Source organism: Burkholderia sp. PAMC 26561 (assembly GCF_001557535.2).
Classification (GTDB): Bacteria; Pseudomonadota; Gammaproteobacteria; order Burkholderiales; family Burkholderiaceae; genus Caballeronia.
Map to the genome: position 1 here is coordinate 649,473 of NZ_CP014306.1, position 16,826 is coordinate 666,298.

Below are 16,826 nucleotides of genomic sequence, written 5' to 3' on the forward strand. Positions count from 1 at the left end.
CGCGTTGCGAAGCTCAGTTCGTGCGATCGATCAGCGCGACCGGTACGCCGGCTTCGTCCTTCATGGTCTGAAGCACGATATTCGAGCGAATGTCGATCACGCCCGGCGCCTTGTAGAGCTTGCTCAGGATAAAGTCTGAGTAATGTTTCAGGTTATGTGCGAGGACGCGAAGCACGTAATGCGTGTCGCCCGTCACCACAAACGCGCCGACCACCTCGGGCCACTCGCGCACCGCCGCCGCAAACTTCTCGTGCCAGTTTTCCTGATCGTTGCGCATGGACACGTGCACGAACGCCTCCAGTTCAACGCCGAGCCGCTCCCGGTCCAGGCATGCGCGATAGCTCGCGATCACCCCTTCTTCCTCAAGCAACCGCATGCGGCGCAAGCATGCCGATGGCGATAGCGAAATTCGTTCGGCCAGATCGAGGTTGCTGATCCGCCCGTCTTCCTGCAGTACCGACAAAATACGGCAATCCGTTGCGTCGAGCGAGAACCCTGTCATTTTTTAGTCTCCCTGCGGCTGTTTCATCGAATTATGTTCTAAGAGCGGCCGCTTTGGGAGGTTTTTTCTAAATCACATTTCAAGGATTTGGACCTTAAACCAGCCGCGCCGCCAGTGCGCGGAGCTTTGGGCCGACGACATCTCGAAAATAAAATTCATCCATCGACGATGCGGGACCGCTGCTGCTCAGCACCAGCCACCGACCGTTGCGGAGATCGCGTACGGGTGCGGCGATCGCATTTACATCGGCGTGCCAGTCACGAAACGAATAGCAACAGCCATCGCGAGCGTAGTCGGAGATCGCATCCCGGGCGGCTTTCACCAATCGCGCGCCGTCTTCGCCGTTTTTCTGCGCCGTTGCTTCAAGTTCGTCCAGCAATGCGGCTTGCAGGTCCGGTTCCTGCACGGCGAGATAAGCGCGGCCCATGGAACTGGTGAGCATCGAAAGGCGCGATCCGGGCGCGAGACCGAGCGTGAGCGCAGTCTCGCTGCGGATGGTTTCTAGATAGATCATGTCGAGTCCATCGCGGCACCCAAGGGATACCGCCGCCCCAATCTCGCGCGCCAGCACGCGCATGTGCGGCCGCGCCAGTTCGAGTGCGTCCGCGCCGGCGAGCAATGCAAAGCCGAGCGACAGCACGCCTGTGTCGAGCGCGTACTTGCCGGCGGGTTCATCGAAGCGAAGGTAGCCGAGCGTTGTCAGCGTGTAGGCAAGACGATTGACGGTAGCCTTGGGAAGCCCCGTCCTTTCGACGAAGTCGCGATTTCCCAACAAGGTTTCGCCCGGGCGGAACGCCCGCAGCAATTCCAGGCCGCGAGCAAGCGCCACAACGAAACGGCGTTCATCGATTCCATTTGATGTGCGCGGCGGATCGGTTATCCCGATGGAACTCTTAGGCATCGGATGCTAGACTCGGTCATTGATTTGCAAAACATTGTTCCGCTTAGCGGAACATTAGTCAAGTCCAAAAACTTGGAATCATAGGAACAGGAGAACACCATGGCCGATGCCGCCCGTTTCAGTTGGGAAGATCCGTTGCTGCTCGACCAGCAACTAAGCGACGAAGAACGCATGATCCGCGATGCCGCGCACGCCTACGCGCAGGACAAGCTGCAGCCGCGCGTGCTCGAAGCGTTCCGCAATGAACGCACGGACGTCGAGATCTTTCGTGAAATGGGCGATCTCGGCCTGCTCGGCCCGACCATCCCCGAACAATATGGCGGCCCCGGGCTGAACTACGTCAGCTACGGCCTGATCGCACGCGAAGTGGAACGCGTGGATTCGGGCTACCGGTCGATGATGTCCGTGCAGTCATCACTGGTCATGGTGCCGATCAACGAATTCGGCACCGACGCGCAAAAGCAAAAGTACCTCCCGAAGCTGGCGACCGGCGAATGGATCGGCTGCTTTGGCCTGACCGAGCCGAATGCGGGCTCCGATCCGGCCGGTATGACCACGCGGGCCAAAAAGGTGGATGGCGGCTTTTCGCTGTCGGGCCAGAAGATGTGGATATCGAATTCGCCTATCGCCGATGTGTTTGTAGTCTGGGCCAAGCTCGAAGAAGACGGCCGCGACCAGATTCGCGGTTTCATCCTCGAGAAAGGATGGAAAGGACTCACCGCGCCCGCGATTCACGGCAAGGTCGGTCTAAGGGCATCGATAACCGGCGAAATCGTGATGGACGAAGTCTTCGTGCCGGAAGAAAACCTGATGCCGAACGTGAGCGGCCTCAAGGGACCGTTCACCTGCCTGAACTCGGCGCGTTACGGGATCGCGTGGGGCGCGCTCGGCGCGGCCGAAGCCTGCTGGCACATGGCGCGGCAATACACGCTGGACCGTAAGCAGTTCGGGCGTCCGCTCGCCGCGAACCAGCTCGTCCAGAAAAAACTTGCGGATATGCAGACCGAAATCACGCTGGGGCTTCAAGGCGTGCTGCGCCTCGGCCGCATGAAAGACGAAGGCACGGCGGCGGTCGAGATCACCTCGATCATGAAGCGCAATTCGTGCGGGAAAGCGCTGGACATTGCGCGCCTTGCGCGTGACATGCTCGGCGGCAACGGCATTTCGGACGAGTTCGGCGTGGCGCGCCATCTGGTGAATCTCGAAGTGGTCAATACGTACGAAGGCACGCACGATATCCACGCGCTGATTCTGGGCCGCGCGCAAACCGGGATCCAGGCGTTTTTCTGACACCGGCAGCCCGGAAAGGCCATGTAAAAAGCCAACGCCTTTTCAGGCGTTGGCTTTTTAAGACTCGTTTTGAACCTGTATTTCGGCAACCAGGTTATTTGTTCGGCTGCGGCGTCAGACGCAGATACGGGCGCACAGCCTTGTATCCCTTCGGGAACTTGCGCTTGATTTCCTCTTCGTCCTTCAGCGACGGCACGATCACCACGTCGTCGCCCTGCTTCCAGTTGCCGGGCGTAGCCACCTGATGGCTGTCCGTCAGTTGCAGTGAATCGATCACGCGCAGGATTTCATCGAAATTGCGACCCGTGCTCGCAGGATACGTGATCGTCAAACGCACCTTCTTTTGCGGATCGATGACAAACAACGACCGCACCGTCAGCGTGGCATTTGCGTTCGGGTGAATCATGTCGTACAGCTCGGACACTTTCCGGTCGCCATCGGCGAGGATCGGGAAACCGACGTTGGCCGCCTGTGTTTCGTTAATGTCCTTGATCCACTCCTTGTGCGATTCCTCGTTATCCACCGACAACGCGATCGCCTTCACATTGCGTTTTTCAAACTCGCCGGCTAGCTTTGCTGTCAGGCCAAGTTCGGTCGTGCAAACCGGCGTGAAGTCGGCCGGATGCGAAAACAGAACGCCCCAGCCATTGCCCAGCCAATCGTGAAACTTGATGCGGCCGACGCTGGAGTCCTGTTCAAAGTCGGGCGCGGTATCGCCAAGACGCAAGCTCATGGTGTATCTCCTGAAGTTGGTAGACCGCGATTCTTGTCTTCGCGGCAACGTCTGCAAACCTGCGTTAGCCAGACCGCTCGTTAAATGAAAAGAGGCGATCCGAACGAAAAATTAAAGCATACGTTACTCGACCTGCACAACGAACGAACATTCCGTCAGATCGTCATGCAGTTTTGTAATTTTTCGAGGCATGGCGGAAACCTGGACGGGAGGATCATCGCGAATTTTTCGTTGCTGAAGGATTCGATCTTCTGCTGAGACAGGCCGGAATGGTTGCCCCAAGGCGTTCATGGTCCACGTTTGCATGCATCGGGAACAAAAACTGCAAGCCATAAGTTTCGGGGCCGGATGGACGCTGGTCACCCACCGCTTCTTTGGTACGATTGGCGTAGCCTCACCCGTTTGGAGCCATCAATGTCAGAAATCAATAAGGAGCGATTCATGTCGGATATCAAAACCGTTCTCGCAGACGCCGAAGACCTGTTGAAGCAGGCCGCGAGTGCAACTGGCGAGCGTGCATCCGAGCTGCGCGAGACCGCTCTGACCCGCTTGAAGCAAGCGAAGGAAAAGGCCGCGGATGCACAGGTCGTGGTGATCGAAAAAGGCAAGAAGGCCGCACGTGCAACTGACGACTTCGTGCACGAGCGCCCGTGGGCATCCATTGGGATCGCCGGGGGCCTTGGCGTGGTCATCGGCTTGCTGATCAATCGCCGTTAAGCGGGTTAATCCTCGATTTATCGCCGTTTCATTGTTATGCCGGTTCGCCGCGTGAATTGCCTTTAGCTCTTCACGCGAGCGGACCCGGCCCGAAGATTGCCTTACAAGCTAGGAGCAGCCGCAGGTTTGCGCCAGCGACTTGCCCGACAGACCGGCTGGATGCTGTTAATCCGCCCGGATATTTTTGCGCCCAAAATAACGCGCTCTTCGCGCTTAAGCCATGACGACAGAAAGGCCATATCAGCACGATACGCAAGGGCCGTTGCGCCGCATTGTCAGCTCCGTGTTTTCGATCTTCGAGACTCGGCTGGAATTGATCGGGATTGAACTCTCGGAAGAAAAGGAACGGCTGCTCGGCGTCCTCTTTCTCGGCCTCGCCGCGATGATGCTGACCATGATGGCGCTCATCACGCTGACAGTGCTCATCGCGATTGCATTCTGGGATACCTACCGGTGGCAATCCCTCGCGGCGATCACCGCCGTGTACGTGCTGGTCGCTGTTGCCTGCGCGATGCGTGCGCGAGCCGGACTGAGTAACGCGCCGAATGTGTTCGAAAGCACTCTCGCCGAATTCAAGAAGGACCGCGACACGTTCAACTGATTTGCAACGCTCGCATAGCGCGTTGCATGTCAGGCACTGTATTAATCGATGACTTTCCACGAGCCAGCCACGCCATGAGTCAAACCGACGACACCTTCAAAGCTCAAAAGCGAGCAAACGCGCACAAGCTGAGCACGCCCCACATGCGCGCGCTGCGCAAGGAACTGCTGATCGCGCGCGCGGACGTCGAGCGCATGGAATTGGCGCAGGCGAGCGCCGATCTGCGCTACAAGGTCAAGCACTTCAGCGTGCTGAACATGATCATGCCCGGGCGTGGCAAGCGTGGGCGCAGCACTGGTGTCGGTGGTTTCATGAACCGCATGACCGGCGGCGCGGGTGGCGGCGGACTGAGTGGACTTGGCAGTTTCTTTAACGCAAGTAACCTAAGCTTGTTGCTGAAGCAGTATCCGGTGGTGGGTTCGCTCGCGTCGCTGATACTTGCGAAACCGGTCCGCACCCGGCTTCTTGCAAGCGCGAAGCCGCTGCTCAAATGGGGTGGCCTGGGACTCGTCGGGTGGGAGGCGTATCGGGTATGGCAACAGATGAAGTCCACTCCGGCCACCACCACGCCGGTCGATCCGGTCGTCGATCCGGACGCCTGATCCTCTTGCTTGTGTTTGGTTGAGCAGCGTCATTTGCCGCTCCAGCACGCCGCCACCTTGGGCGGCGTGAGTTTTTCCGAAGCACGATTCGACTCCACGCCGGTCTCGTCGAGTGCGAATATGCCGCAAGCATCGTTGGGCGCCGAGATTGGCTCGGCTTCGATCGAATAGCCGCCATTCATCTCGGATTCAGCGAGTATCCGCAAGACATAGAACGGTGCGCCTGTGGCGGGCGTCTGGTCGAAACCCGCCGGCAGTCTGAGCGCGGTGTCGTTACCGGACGCGCTTCGCGCGCTCTCCGCATATGCGCAGCCCGGTAAATCGCGGCAACCGCATCCAGTCGATGTCCCTTCATCACCTGCTGCTGATAAACCGGCATCGCGAACATGGCGATGATCGCCGCCACGCCGAGCGTAATCATGAGTTCGAGCAGGCTGAATCCCCTGGGTGTATGTACGGTCGTATTCACGGCGAACTCGTCTGAAAAGGTTTTGCGGCCACGCGCCGCCAGTGCGCAACCGCGCCGCTTTCGGTGATCTCAATCTGTCGATGCAACCACGATTCGATAACCGCACGTCGGACGCCAGGCTCGGCGCACAACGGTTCGTCGCCGTTACCCGATGCCGGCGGCCGCCATTTGACCACCGCGACATGCACGCCGTTGCCACGGTCCAGCACATCGACGCCCCCATCCGGCAATGCCGCTGCAGCTAGCGCGCGCCATTACGCTACGATTGGATCGCGGTCAGCATTGCGGCGGATTCCCTCTGCGACAGAATCCGCAATCGATACCGCCGTCTCACGCATCATCACTGACCGCTCGTTGCGGGCAAGCCACATCTGCGCACCGATGATTCCAAGCGCCGTCACCGCGCTCAGCGAGAGCGCGATCAACACTTCAATCAGCGAATCGCCTCGATCGAACCTGCGCGCGAAGGTCATCATGCGGTGGCTCCGCATGCGCTTTGCGTGAGACGCGCGCGTCCACCGGCAGCAATGCGGGTGCATCGGCGTCCACGTGCGCCGAAAGACGCCAAAGCGCCGTCGCGGGCGCTGAAATCAAAGCTGCTAAACCCGCCGATCATCTGCCCGGAAGGCGGCGTGAACGAAAGCTCGCTCCCGTTTCCAGCCACGGCAACGCCAGCCAAAGCCGGCTGCATGCGCATCAACACGCGCCCGCCGTCGCGCTCGAAAAACAGCGCCCAGCCGCATGCCCAATCGGTGAGTCCGCCGTCGCAGGCCTTCCCTGACAAGAGGCACGCACGCGCGGCGTCGATCCGGCACAAGGTCACGCGGGCGCCGCACCGGATTGCTTCAGAACGCGCCAAAGTGAGCGTGAACAACATGGCGCGCGCTCTTGCATCGACTTGATCGCGCTTGTGCCACATGACAAACGACGGCGCCGAAAATGTCGCGATGACCGCAATCACCGCAAGCACGACAGCGAGTTCGGTCAGCGTAAAACCGGGTGAACATCGGAAATTCATCTGCATCCCTCATCGATTGAACCGGACCAGCGATCAATCTAAAGAGAATTTTCCACGCCCGCCATTAGCCGATTGGCCGAGTATCGGACGTGCTAAAGCCTCGACGTACTGTCGAGACGATTACCGGTCTATAGCGAGGAGGAGATATGCAGGAACGCTCAGCGTTTGCGGGGAGTGGTCTTGCGCGGAGCCGCGCGGCGAAATTCTTCGAGCACGTCTTCAAATTCCGACACGTCTTCAAAGCGCTTGTAGACCGAAGCGAAACGCACGTAAGCAATGGTGTCCAATTGGCGCAACTCGTTCATGACAAGCTCGCCCAGACGGTCGCTGCGAACTTCGCGTTCACCGCTGCCCAGCAATTGATATTCAATGCGCGCAACGGCGGCATCGATAGCGTCGGCCGCAACCGGCCGCTTGCGCAGCGCGAGTTGCATGCTCGCCACGATTTTCGCGCGGTCGAACTCGGTGCGGCTACCGTCCTTTTTAACCACGGACGGCAGTGCAAGTTCTACGCGTTCATATGTAGTGAAACGCTTGTCGCAGGCGGGGCAGCGCCGCCGCCGGCGAATTGCCGCCCCATCTTCCGAGACACGCGAATCGGCCACTTGCGTATCTTCGTGACGGCAGAAGGGGCAGCGCATGGCTTAGCCGTACACCGGGAATTGCTTGGTCAACGCAGCGACCTTTACGCGCACGCGCTCGAGGTTCGCTTCGTCTTCCGGGGCATCCAGCACATCGGCAATCAGATTGCCGACCTGCTCAGCCTCGGCCACGCCAAAACCGCGCGTGGTCATGGCCGGCGAGCCGAGACGCACGCCGCTGGTCACGAACGGCTTTTCCGGATCGTTCGGAATGGCGTTCTTGTTGACGGTGATGTGCGCCTTACCGAGCGCGGCTTCCGCTGCTTTGCCGGTAATGTGCTTGGCGCGCAGATCGACCAGCATCACGTGGCTTTCGGTGCGTCCCGAGACGATCCGCAATCCACGCTTGACCAGCGTTTCAGCCAGGACGCGCGCGTTATCCACGACTTGCTGCTGATACGTCTTGAATTCCGGCGACAGCGCTTCCTTGAACGCGACGGCCTTGCCGGCAATCACGTGCATCAGCGGACCGCCTTGAATGCCCGGGAAGATGGCCGAGTTGATCTGCTTCTCGTACTCGGCCTTCATCAGGATCACGCCGCCGCGCGGGCCGCGCAGGCTCTTGTGCGTCGTGGTCGTGACGAAATCAGCGAATGGGACCGGATTCGGGTACACGCCTGCGGCTATCAGACCGGCGTAGTGCGCCATGTCGACCATGAAATAGGCGCCGACGCTCTTCGCGATCTTCGACAAACGCTCGAAGTCGATCTTCAGCGCGAACGCCGACGCGCCCGCTACGATCAGCTTCGGCTTATGTTCCTTGGCAAGCTCTTCGGTCTTGCCGTAGTCGATGTCTTCAGCTTCGTTCAGGCCGTAGCTGACTACGTTGAACCACTTGCCCGACATGTTCACGGGGGAGCCGTGCGTCAGGTGGCCGCCTTCGGCGAGGCTCATGCCCATGATGGTGTCGCCGGGTTTGAGCATGGCGAAGAACACACCCTGGTTGGCCTGCGAACCGGAATTCGGCTGCACGTTCGCCGCTTCGGCGCCGAACAGTTGCTTCACACGATCGATTGCCAGTTGTTCGACCACGTCGACATACTCGCAGCCGCCGTAATAACGCTTGCCCGGATAACCTTCGGCGTACTTGTTCGTCAGTTGCGAGCCTTGCGCGGCCATGACGGCCGGGCTGGTGTAATTTTCCGACGCGATCAGCTCGATGTGATCTTCCTGACGGGTATTTTCCTTCTCGATCGCTGCAAACAATTCCGGATCGACTTGGGCGATGGTGCTCTTGGCTCTATCAAACATACGTTTTCCGTTGAATGGGTGTCAGTTGACCGGATCGCGCGTGCGCAACATATCTGCGCCGCGAGAGCGCGAAGCACGATGGGTCCAGGCGAGGCGGAAGAAAGACGCTCCGTTGACGCGAGACGGACAGCCACCGGCAACGCAACACATGCGTGCGGATCTTGGCTGCCCAGGCGAACGGCAAAACGACACCCTGCGCTTCCCGGTGGGTTATTCCACCTTGGATCCGAAGATCCTTGTCGCCAGTTACGCAGGGCTGGAGCGCCCTAGTTTAATGGGGCGTTCCGGAATAGGCAACAGCCGCTAAACACTTGAAATTGCTCGGTTCTGAAAGGCCTTACATCCGCGAAAGCAATATCCTTGGATGATCGGGCACTAAAATTTCCGTTCGCGCCCGGCCGGCAAAGGCGTGCGAGAGAGAATGGAGATTCCGGTTGACAACTTGCCGCGCCGCATCATTGGAAGTACGCTGTCCGGCTTTCCCGCACGCGCTCGGGCGTGCGCGACCTCATCCTTTTCTGCAACCTGACCGCAACCTGACAATGGGAATCCGCACATGATCGTATTTGTCACTGGCGCTTCCGCCGGCTTCGGCGCCGCCATCGCCCGTACGTTTGTAAAAGGCGGCCATCGCGTCATTGCCACGGCGCGCCGCAAAGACCGGCTCCTGGAATTATCGAAGGAACTCGGCGACGCCCTTCTGCCCGTTGAACTCGATGTCCGCGACGACGCCGCAATCAAGTCCGTCATAGCCGGTTTGCCGGCTGAATTCGCCGACATCGACGTGCTCGTGAACAACGCCGGACTGGCGCTCGGCCTGGAACCGGCGCAGCGCGCGAGCCTCGACGACTGGAACAACATGATCGATACGAACTGTAAAGGTCTTGTCACGGTCACCCACGCTTTGCTGCCCGGCATGGTCGAGCGCAATCGCGGTCACGTGTTCAACCTGAGTTCGGTCGCGGCCACCTACCCGTACGCCGGCGGCAATGTTTACGGTGCAACAAAGGCGTTCGTGCGCCAGTTCAGCCTGAACTTGCGTGCCGATCTGGCCAGCACGGCGTTGCGCGTGACGGACATCGAGCCGGGATTGTGCGGCGGGACCGAGTTCTCGAACGTGCGCTTCAAGGGCGACGACACGAAAGCGGCCAACGTCTATAAAAACGTGCAGCCGCTGACGGCCGAGGACATCGCCGACGCCATCTACTGGATTGCCACGCTGCCGGCTCATGTGAACATCAATGCCATTGAAATGATGCCGGTCGCGCAATCGTTCGGCGGATTGAGTATTCATCGCGGCTAGATTGGCACGGCTTCCGGGCAGCGACCTCGATGACGCCAATCCTAAGTTGTTGCCTGGAAACAGCAAATTGCACCGCGTTTCGGCGGCCGGATTACAGCTTCCGGTAAAATGCGTAGATGAATATGTCAACCAGCGAGCATCAACCGGCGACCGGCCCTTTGACTTTCGACTGGCCGCTGCGGGTCTACTACGAAGACACCGACGCCGGCGGCATCGTCTTCTACGCGAACTACCTGAAGTTCTTCGAACGGGCGCGCACCGAGTGGCTGCGCGCGTGCGGTATCGATCAACGCAAGCTGTCGGAGTCGGATGGCGTATTGTTCGTCGTCAAGCGGACGGCAGTGGAATACTCGGCGCCTGCGCGGCTCGACGATGTGCTCCACGTGGTGAGCAGAATCGACCGTCTCGGGCGGGCCTCGGTGGATTTTCACCAGGAAGCATGGCGTGACGGCGTGTTGCTGGCGTCCGGCGAAATCCGGGTCGCATCGGTCAGTCTCGCGTCGATTCGTCCGGTGGGAATTCCTGGATCAGTGCTGGCCGGATTGCGCCGCGGTCCGCACGTAGAATGCGCGTCAACCGTGCCGACACCAATATCGTTTAAATAACCTTGTTCAGAAAAATCCTATGTAGACAAAGCATCTTTGACTTCATCAAGACCTGAACTGAATAGAGCCTGCGGGACTTCACGCACGCAAGCACAGCAGCACCGAGCGCGCTCCGGCGACAACGTTGTCTTATCCGGAAGCAGCTCGGACGCCCCCTTTGGGACGTAACAGCGGACATTTATGAACACTACACAAGACCTGTCGATCGTTTCCCTCGTCATTCATGCCAGCCTGTTGGCGCAGGCCGTCATGGCGCTGTTGCTGATTCTGTCGTTGTTGTCCTGGACGTACATCATTCGTAAATGGTTCGCCATCCGGCGTGCCCGCGCTCAGACCCAGCGCTTCGAACGCGATTTCTGGTCGGGCGGCGACCTGCAGGCGCTGTATCAGAGCGCGGCGAACAACCGCCACACCATCGGCGCACTGGAGCGGATTTTCGAGTCCGGCATGCGTGAATTCCTGAAAGGCAAAGAGCGCCGCATGAACGACCCGGCCGCGATTCTCGACGGCTCGCGCCGCGCCATGCGCGCCGCTTTCCAGCGTGAAATGGACGGGCTGGAAGTCAATCTCGCGTTCCTTGCATCGGTCGGTTCGGTCAGCCCGTATATTGGCTTGTTCGGCACGGTCTGGGGGATCATGAACTCCTTCCGCGGCCTCGCGAACGTGCAGCAGGCAACGCTTGCCAACGTCGCGCCGGGCATTGCCGAAGCGCTCGTCGCAACCGCAATCGGTCTCTTTGCCGCCATCCCTGCCGTGGTCGCCTACAACCGCTACGCACACGATATCGACCGCCTCGCGATCCGCTTCGAAACGTTTATCGAAGAGTTCTCGAACATCTTGCAGCGTCAAGCTCACTAAGGAGTTCAGAATGGCCGGAGGTCCAATGCGTTCCAGCATGCGCGGCAGTTCACGGCGCGCCATGTCCGACATCAACGTAGTGCCGTATATCGACGTGATGCTCGTGCTGCTTGTCATTTTCATGGTGACCGCCCCGCTCGTCTCGCCGTCCATCATCAACCTGCCGACGGTCGGCAACGCCGCGCCGCAGGAGCAAACGCCGCCGGTCGTGGTCAATATCAAGGCCGACGGCAGCATGAACGTGCGCTACAAGGAAGACGGCGGTGCTGCGCAACAGCAGAACATGTCGAAGGCGGAACTCAATGACTTCGTGCTGAACCGGCAGGAATCGCATCCGGACCAGCCGGTCGTGATCGCCGCCGACAAGACCGTGAAGTACGAAGTCGTAATGAACGTGATGTCCGATATGAAGGCACGCGGCGTCAAACGGGTCGGATTGTTAGTCAAATCGCAATGATGAATCGGCAGCCCAGCGGGAACCCTGGTGCGCGGATCAGCGCGCGCCCCATCCGTCCGCCGCGTGAACGCGGCACATGGAAGGCGTTCGCGCTCGCCGCGCTGATGCACGTGTTGCTCGGCATCCTGCTGTATCACGGCGTGAACTGGCAGAACAACACGCCAGCCGGCGCGGAAGCAGAGTTGTGGACGGATATTCCGGATTTGTCGGCGCCCACGCCGCGCATCGCTCCACCTCCCGCGCCGCCGGTCAAGGTGCAACCCGCGCCGCCGCCGGCGAAGGACGAAGAAGCCGACATCGCGCTGCAGGAAAAAAAGCGCAAGCAGGAAGCAGCGGCGCGCGCCGCGCAACTCGTCGAGCAACAGCGCGCCCAGCAGCAGGCCGAGCAGGAAGCTGAAGCCAAGCGCCAGCAGCTTGCGGCCCAACAAGCGGCGCAGCAGGCCGCCGCGGCTGCGAAAACCGCTCAGGAAAAGCAAAAACTGGCCGATAAACAGAAGCAGCTCGCCCAGCAGAAGCTCGATCAGCAGAAATCAGCGCAGCAGGCCAAGGAAAAGCAGGCCGAGGCTGACAAGGCCGACCAGCAGAAGGAACAAGCCAACGCCAAGGCGAAGGCGCAAGCAGATGCCAAGGCGCAAGCTGAGAAGGCCCAGGCTGAGGCGAAGGCAAAAGCCAAGGCTCAGGCCGACGCGCAAGCCAAGGCCAAGCTCGACAAGGAACGCAGCGCGCGGCTTGCGGCGCTGCAGGGCCAGGCGGGCGGCGGCACGAATTCGAGCGGCGACGGCCTGGCCAAGAGCGGCACGGGCAGCGGCGCGGGCGGGACGGCGACATCGGCGGGATATGCTGAGAAGGTGCAGCGCCGCGTGCGTCCGAATATCGTGTGGGCCGGGGAGACGGCGGGACTGGAGACCGTGGTCGCGGTGCGTTGTTCGCCGACCGGAACGTTGTTATCGGCGACCATTCGCCGTTCGAGCGGCAACGAGCAATGGGACGAAGCCGCGTTGCGGGCAGTCCAGCGCTCGGACCCAATGCCCGTCGATACCAATGGTCAGGCGCCCTCTGCATTTACGATCACCCTGCGCCCGGCGGGCGGCTGATCGGACTTTAGGCGCCGCGGCTCACTATTTTTGTGATGCTGGCGTCCATCGTGTGAAGATTGGGAACGAATTGTGCGATTGGCGGTCTGTTGTGCAGCCGTCAATAGTTTAAATATTGCTTTTTTGGAAACAGATACATGAGTTTGATGACGAAGCTTGGCCTGAAAACGCTTGTTGCCTCCTGCCTGATCGCTGTGGGAACGTCCGCCGCGCAGGCGCAACTCAACGTGCTCGTGACTGGCGTGGGTTCGACTCAGTTTCCTATCGCCACTGCTACTTTCGCCAACGAAGCGAGTTCGCCGCAGCAGGTCAGCGCGATCATTCGCCAGGATTTGCAGCGCAGCGGCAAGTTCACGAATGTCGATGCGGGCGGCACGCCGGTGTCGGAGACGGATTCCGTTGATCTTGGCAGCTGGAAAGCCAAGGGCGCGGACGCCTTCGTGTCGGGCAGCGTGACCAAGCTGCCGAACGGCCAGTTCGAAGTGCGCTTTCGCCTGTATGACACGGTCAAGCAGGAAAGCCTCGGCGGTCTCTCGCTCGTGAGCCCGGAAAGCGGCTTGCGCATGAGCGCGCACAAGGTTGCCGACTACATCTACGCAAAATTGCTGGGCGGGCGCGGCGTGTTCGCAACGCGGCTTTCGTACGTGATCAAGACCGGCGGCCGTTATCAATTGCAGATTTCCGATTCTGACGGCCAGGACGCACGTATTGCGCTCTCCAGCCCCGAGCCGATAATCTCGCCGGCCTGGTCGCCTGACGGCACCAAGGTGGCGTATGTTTCGTTCGAAAAGAAAAAGCCCGTTGTCTATATTCACGATTTGCCGACAGGCAAACGCGTGATCGTATCGAATCAGAAGGGTAATAACAGTGCACCGGCATGGTCGCCGGACGGCCGCAAGCTCGCGGTCGCCCTGTCCCAGACCGGCAACACGCAGATTTTCCAGGTGAACGCAGACGGCAGCGGTTTGCGCCGCCTGACGACGGGCAGCTCGATTGACACCGAGCCGGCTTACTCTCCCGATGGCAATTTGATTTACTTCACGAGCGACCGAGGCGGCGCGCCCCAGATTTACAAGATGTCGGCGAACGGTGAAAGCGCCGGCAGTGCACAGCGCGTCACATTCACGGGCAGCTACAACACCAGCCCGCGTGTGAGCCCGGACGGCAAGCAAGTCGCGTACATTTCGCGCGTTGGCGGCGGTTTCAAACTGTATCTGCTGGACCTTGCGTCCGGTACGGCAACGGGACTGACCGACACCACGCATGACGAATCGCCCAGCTTCGCGGCGAATGGTCAGTACATCCTCTACGCCACCCAGGTGAACGGGCGTGGCGTGTTGGCAGCCGTGTCGACCGATGGTCGTACGCGGCAAGTCTTGTCGCTTCAGGGGGGCAGCGTACGCGAGCCGTCCTGGGGTCCGTTCATGCAGTAAACCTAATGCAATAACTCAAGCAGCAACACACAAGGAGAGTAACCATGATGTCTAAAATTCGTATCGGCTTTGCAGTGGCGATGGTCGGTGCATTGGCCGCATGTCATTCAGGCGTCAAGCTGGATGAAGGTGCAAACAAAGGCGCGATCGGCACGCAACCCGACGCGAACGCAGTTCAACAGGTCAACGTCGATCCGCTGAACGATCCGAACAGCCCGTTGGCGAAGCGCAGCATTTACTTCGACTTCGACAGCTACGCAGTTCGTGACGACTACCAGCCGCTGCTGCAGCAACACGCACAGTATCTGAAGAGCCATCCGGATCGCCACGTCCTGATCCAGGGCAACACCGACGAACGCGGCACGAGCGAGTACAACCTGGCACTGGGCCAGAAGCGTGCTGAAGCTGTGCGCCGTGCAATGTCGCTGCTGGGTGTGGCCGACACGCAAATGGAAGCCGTGAGTCTGGGCAAGGAAAAGCCGCAGGCTACCGGTCATGACGAGTCGTCGTGGGCGCAAAACCGCCGCGCTGATCTCGCTTATCAACAGTAATAGAACCAGTCACGGGTGATTCGCCGTATGTTGTATCGCTTCCCTTCGCTGCGCGCGGTCGCAGTTGCTTGTTTGCTGGGCTCGGCCGTGGTCGGCGGATCGGCGCATGCAGCATTGTTCGACGACAATGAAGCCCGCAAGGCCGTGCTCGATTTGCGCACGAAAACAGACGGTCTTTCGAGCCAGTTGTCTTCGGCTCAGCGCACTATCCTCGATCAGCAGAACCGTCTCGACCAGTTGAATCAGCAGGTCGCGACGCTTCGTGGCCAGAACGAGGATCTGGCCAACCAGCTGACCACGTTGCAGAAGCAGCAGAAAGACTACTACGCCGACCTCGATGGCCGGTTGAAGAAGCTCGAGCCGCAGCAGCAGACGGTGGATGGCGTGCAGGGTACGGTGCAGCCCGGCGAGACTGATTCGTTCAATGCGGCATCGACGCAGTTTCGCAACGGTGACTTCAAGAATGCGGCGGCGTCGTTCAAGACGTTCGTGGCGAAGTATCCGCAAAGTCCGTATCAGCCGACCGCGCAGTATTGGCTGGGCAACGCGCAGTATGCGTTGCGCGATTACAAGGCATCGACTGCTACCTGGCAGAATCTGGTGAAGAATTTTCCGACGCATCCGCGGGCGCCCGACGCGCTGCTCGCAATCGCGAACAACCAGATCGAGCAGGGTCAGAAACCCGCTGCAAAGAAGACGCTGGAACAAATCATCTCGCAGTATGGTGGAACCGAAGCCGCGCAGTCGGCTGAAAGCAAGATGTCGCAAGTGAAGTAAGCGTCAGGGTCGTTTGGCATTTGTTTTCGACCCCGATTCGCGCCTCTCATGAGAAAGCCCGTAGCGTTGTGCTACGGGCTTTTTCTTTGGGTTTTGCATGTCTTTTCTGCCTCTTTTGTCTGTTTCATCGTGCGATGGATTTTTACGCGCCGTTGACAACAAGTGCTCGCTGTGACTATAATTTCGGCTCTTTGGGTCGTTAGCTCAGCTGGTAGAGCAGCGGACTTTTAATCCGTTGGTCACAGGTTCGAATCCCGTACGGCCTACCAAAGACAAGAAGGGCTCAGCGAAAGCTGAGCCCTTTTTCATTTCCGGCCACGGTTCAAAGGCGGCTCAATGCACCTTGCTCGCCACGCCACCCGCTGATCAAACTGCGGTTTATTCGCCGCCAGCCATTCATCGGCGAGTTTGTTGATCAAGGGTGATGACCCACCGTTTTTGCTGATCGCGTATTCCCAGCCCGATCACGTCTTGCCCGGGAATTTGATCTGCTCGATCAGCGTCTTCACCGCCGGGTTCGCGGCAATAAACTCCTTATTCCCCACCGATCCCTAGCTCTTCACCTTCCGCACGCGGTCCTCGACGTCTTCGATACTGAACCGTTGTCACCCGATTCACGCTTCTGGCACCATCCGGGTGTGAGCGTGCTTCCCCGTATCTCGCCGCCGACGGGTTTCGACATTGCGGCAACGTCACGGGGACATCGCGCAGTTCGACGTAACGAAAAGGTCCTCCGCAGCGTCGATACCGCACGAGCAAGCTCGAAGGAAACGGCGTGATCAAGGCAAGCCGGCTCGTGGTCGAAGTGACGCCCGCCGACCACACCGCGCAGGACATGCGGCGCTTCGAGGAGCGTGTGCTGGCCGCGCCCGAAGTTGCATTGTGTTATGCAACGGGGGGGGCGTGGACTACATGCTGCATGTGGTGTCGCGCGATATCGATCACTATCAGCGGTTCATCGATTCGCTGCTGACAGATGACATCGGGATAACCATGCCCGACAGCGTACCTGACTAGGAGTGA

The 16,826-nt window shown here is 59.7% G+C and carries 22 protein-coding genes, 1 tRNA gene, 1 pseudogene and 1 riboswitch; of the genes and pseudogenes, 14 read left to right on the plus strand and 10 right to left on the minus strand.

Features of this window, described 5'->3' with window-relative positions; translation table 11 throughout:
* Positions 1 to 13: 13 nt before the first annotated feature.
* Together AXG89_RS02955 and AXG89_RS02960 are read right to left on the minus strand one after the other, a co-directional pair.
* On the minus strand, positions 14 to 502 hold the full coding sequence (locus AXG89_RS02955; protein ID WP_062000227.1) for an Lrp/AsnC family transcriptional regulator: 489 nt from the start codon (positions 500 to 502) through the stop codon (positions 14 to 16).
* A gap of 94 nt (positions 503 to 596) precedes the next feature.
* Positions 597 to 1,403, minus strand: coding sequence for an IclR family transcriptional regulator (locus tag AXG89_RS02960; RefSeq protein ID WP_062167866.1), 807 nt, complete (start codon positions 1,401 to 1,403; stop codon positions 597 to 599).
* Between the two features lie 99 nt (positions 1,404 to 1,502).
* Here AXG89_RS02960 and AXG89_RS02965 point away from each other — a divergent pair, with 99 nt between their 5' ends.
* The gene (locus tag AXG89_RS02965) at positions 1,503 to 2,693 is read left to right on the plus strand and encodes an acyl-CoA dehydrogenase (protein ID WP_062167869.1); all 1,191 of its coding nucleotides are present in this window, start codon (positions 1,503 to 1,505) and stop codon (positions 2,691 to 2,693) included.
* Between the two features lie 94 nt (positions 2,694 to 2,787).
* Here the strand turns inward: AXG89_RS02965 and AXG89_RS02970 are convergent, their stop codons facing one another.
* On the minus strand, positions 2,788 to 3,426 hold the full coding sequence (locus AXG89_RS02970; RefSeq protein ID WP_062167871.1) for a peroxiredoxin: 639 nt from the start codon (positions 3,424 to 3,426) through the stop codon (positions 2,788 to 2,790).
* A 414-nt stretch (positions 3,427 to 3,840) separates the two neighbouring features.
* Here AXG89_RS02970 and AXG89_RS02975 point away from each other — a divergent pair, with 414 nt between their 5' ends.
* The 3 genes from AXG89_RS02975 (at position 3,841) to AXG89_RS02985 (ending at position 5,346) form a co-directional block, all read left to right on the plus strand.
* Entirely contained in the window at positions 3,841 to 4,143 is a 303-nt protein-coding gene (locus tag AXG89_RS02975) for a DUF883 family protein (RefSeq protein WP_062167873.1), read from the plus strand.
* 220 nt (positions 4,144 to 4,363) lie between these two features.
* Complete coding sequence (locus AXG89_RS02980) at positions 4,364 to 4,744, plus strand: phage holin family protein (protein ID WP_062167875.1); 381 nt, start codon at positions 4,364 to 4,366, stop codon at positions 4,742 to 4,744.
* A 74-nt stretch (positions 4,745 to 4,818) separates the two neighbouring features.
* On the plus strand, positions 4,819 to 5,346 hold the full coding sequence (locus tag AXG89_RS02985; protein WP_062167877.1) for a DUF3318 domain-containing protein: 528 nt from the start codon (positions 4,819 to 4,821) through the stop codon (positions 5,344 to 5,346).
* A gap of 29 nt (positions 5,347 to 5,375) precedes the next feature.
* On the opposite strand, the gene AXG89_RS44310 is transcribed toward AXG89_RS02985, so the two are convergent.
* The 7 genes from AXG89_RS44310 to glyA form a co-directional block, all read right to left on the minus strand.
* The gene (locus AXG89_RS44310; RefSeq protein WP_335671956.1) at positions 5,376 to 5,528 is read right to left on the minus strand and encodes a hypothetical protein; all 153 of its coding nucleotides are present in this window, start codon (positions 5,526 to 5,528) and stop codon (positions 5,376 to 5,378) included.
* Positions 5,525 to 5,815, minus strand: a complete 291-nt coding sequence (locus AXG89_RS44315) for a type IV pilin protein (RefSeq protein WP_335671957.1) — start codon at positions 5,813 to 5,815, stop codon at positions 5,525 to 5,527. The genes AXG89_RS44310 and AXG89_RS44315 overlap by 4 nt, the downstream gene beginning before the upstream one ends.
* A complete protein-coding gene (locus AXG89_RS02995; RefSeq protein ID WP_062167879.1) occupies positions 5,812 to 6,045 on the minus strand; it encodes a hypothetical protein in 234 nt (77 codons plus the stop codon). Before AXG89_RS02995 ends, AXG89_RS44315 begins: the two co-directional genes overlap by 4 nt.
* A gap of 24 nt (positions 6,046 to 6,069) precedes the next feature.
* On the minus strand, positions 6,070 to 6,291 hold the full coding sequence (locus tag AXG89_RS03000) for a type IV pilus modification PilV family protein (protein WP_062167881.1): 222 nt from the start codon (positions 6,289 to 6,291) through the stop codon (positions 6,070 to 6,072).
* Positions 6,288 to 6,839: a GspH/FimT family pseudopilin gene (locus AXG89_RS03005; RefSeq protein ID WP_062167883.1), complete on the minus strand. Its 552-nt coding sequence runs from the start codon at positions 6,837 to 6,839 to the stop codon at positions 6,288 to 6,290. Before AXG89_RS03005 ends, AXG89_RS03000 begins: the two co-directional genes overlap by 4 nt.
* A gap of 152 nt (positions 6,840 to 6,991) precedes the next feature.
* Complete coding sequence (gene nrdR, locus AXG89_RS03010) at positions 6,992 to 7,474, minus strand: transcriptional regulator NrdR (RefSeq protein ID WP_062000234.1); 483 nt, start codon at positions 7,472 to 7,474, stop codon at positions 6,992 to 6,994.
* A 3-nt stretch (positions 7,475 to 7,477) separates the two neighbouring features.
* Positions 7,478 to 8,725, minus strand: coding sequence for a serine hydroxymethyltransferase (gene glyA / locus AXG89_RS03015; RefSeq protein WP_062167885.1), 1,248 nt, complete (start codon positions 8,723 to 8,725; stop codon positions 7,478 to 7,480).
* Positions 8,726 to 8,885: 160 nt separating this feature from the next.
* Positions 8,886 to 8,985, minus strand: a riboswitch (ZMP/ZTP riboswitch).
* A 296-nt stretch (positions 8,986 to 9,281) separates the two neighbouring features.
* Between glyA and ydfG the strand changes: the two genes are divergently transcribed.
* From ydfG to AXG89_RS03080, 10 genes and pseudogenes are all read left to right on the plus strand, one after another.
* Complete coding sequence (gene ydfG, locus AXG89_RS03025; RefSeq protein ID WP_062167888.1) at positions 9,282 to 10,028, plus strand: bifunctional NADP-dependent 3-hydroxy acid dehydrogenase/3-hydroxypropionate dehydrogenase YdfG; 747 nt, start codon at positions 9,282 to 9,284, stop codon at positions 10,026 to 10,028.
* A gap of 122 nt (positions 10,029 to 10,150) precedes the next feature.
* Positions 10,151 to 10,633, plus strand: coding sequence for a tol-pal system-associated acyl-CoA thioesterase (gene ybgC / locus AXG89_RS03030; RefSeq protein ID WP_231941386.1), 483 nt, complete (start codon positions 10,151 to 10,153; stop codon positions 10,631 to 10,633).
* A 180-nt stretch (positions 10,634 to 10,813) separates the two neighbouring features.
* Positions 10,814 to 11,491: a protein TolQ gene (tolQ, locus tag AXG89_RS03035; RefSeq protein ID WP_062167890.1), complete on the plus strand. Its 678-nt coding sequence runs from the start codon at positions 10,814 to 10,816 to the stop codon at positions 11,489 to 11,491.
* A gap of 10 nt (positions 11,492 to 11,501) precedes the next feature.
* Positions 11,502 to 11,948, plus strand: coding sequence for a protein TolR (gene tolR / locus AXG89_RS03040; RefSeq protein WP_062167892.1), 447 nt, complete (start codon positions 11,502 to 11,504; stop codon positions 11,946 to 11,948).
* Positions 11,948 to 13,042, plus strand: coding sequence for a cell envelope integrity protein TolA (gene tolA / locus AXG89_RS03045; protein ID WP_062170238.1), 1,095 nt, complete (start codon positions 11,948 to 11,950; stop codon positions 13,040 to 13,042). The genes tolR and tolA overlap by 1 nt, the downstream gene beginning before the upstream one ends.
* Positions 13,043 to 13,179: 137 nt before the next feature.
* The gene (gene tolB / locus AXG89_RS03050) at positions 13,180 to 14,475 is read left to right on the plus strand and encodes a Tol-Pal system beta propeller repeat protein TolB (RefSeq protein WP_062167894.1); all 1,296 of its coding nucleotides are present in this window, start codon (positions 13,180 to 13,182) and stop codon (positions 14,473 to 14,475) included.
* A 44-nt stretch (positions 14,476 to 14,519) separates the two neighbouring features.
* A complete protein-coding gene (gene pal, locus AXG89_RS03055; RefSeq protein WP_047845194.1) occupies positions 14,520 to 15,026 on the plus strand; it encodes a peptidoglycan-associated lipoprotein Pal in 507 nt (168 codons plus the stop codon).
* A 27-nt stretch (positions 15,027 to 15,053) separates the two neighbouring features.
* A complete protein-coding gene (gene ybgF, locus AXG89_RS03060; RefSeq protein ID WP_062167896.1) occupies positions 15,054 to 15,803 on the plus strand; it encodes a tol-pal system protein YbgF in 750 nt (249 codons plus the stop codon).
* A gap of 193 nt (positions 15,804 to 15,996) precedes the next feature.
* Positions 15,997 to 16,072 (plus strand) — tRNA-Lys (locus AXG89_RS03065).
* 479 nt (positions 16,073 to 16,551) lie between these two features.
* A pseudogene (locus AXG89_RS03080) lies at positions 16,552 to 16,820 on the plus strand (Lrp/AsnC family transcriptional regulator); the annotation flags it as partial.
* Between the last annotated feature and the right edge of the window lie 6 nt (positions 16,821 to 16,826).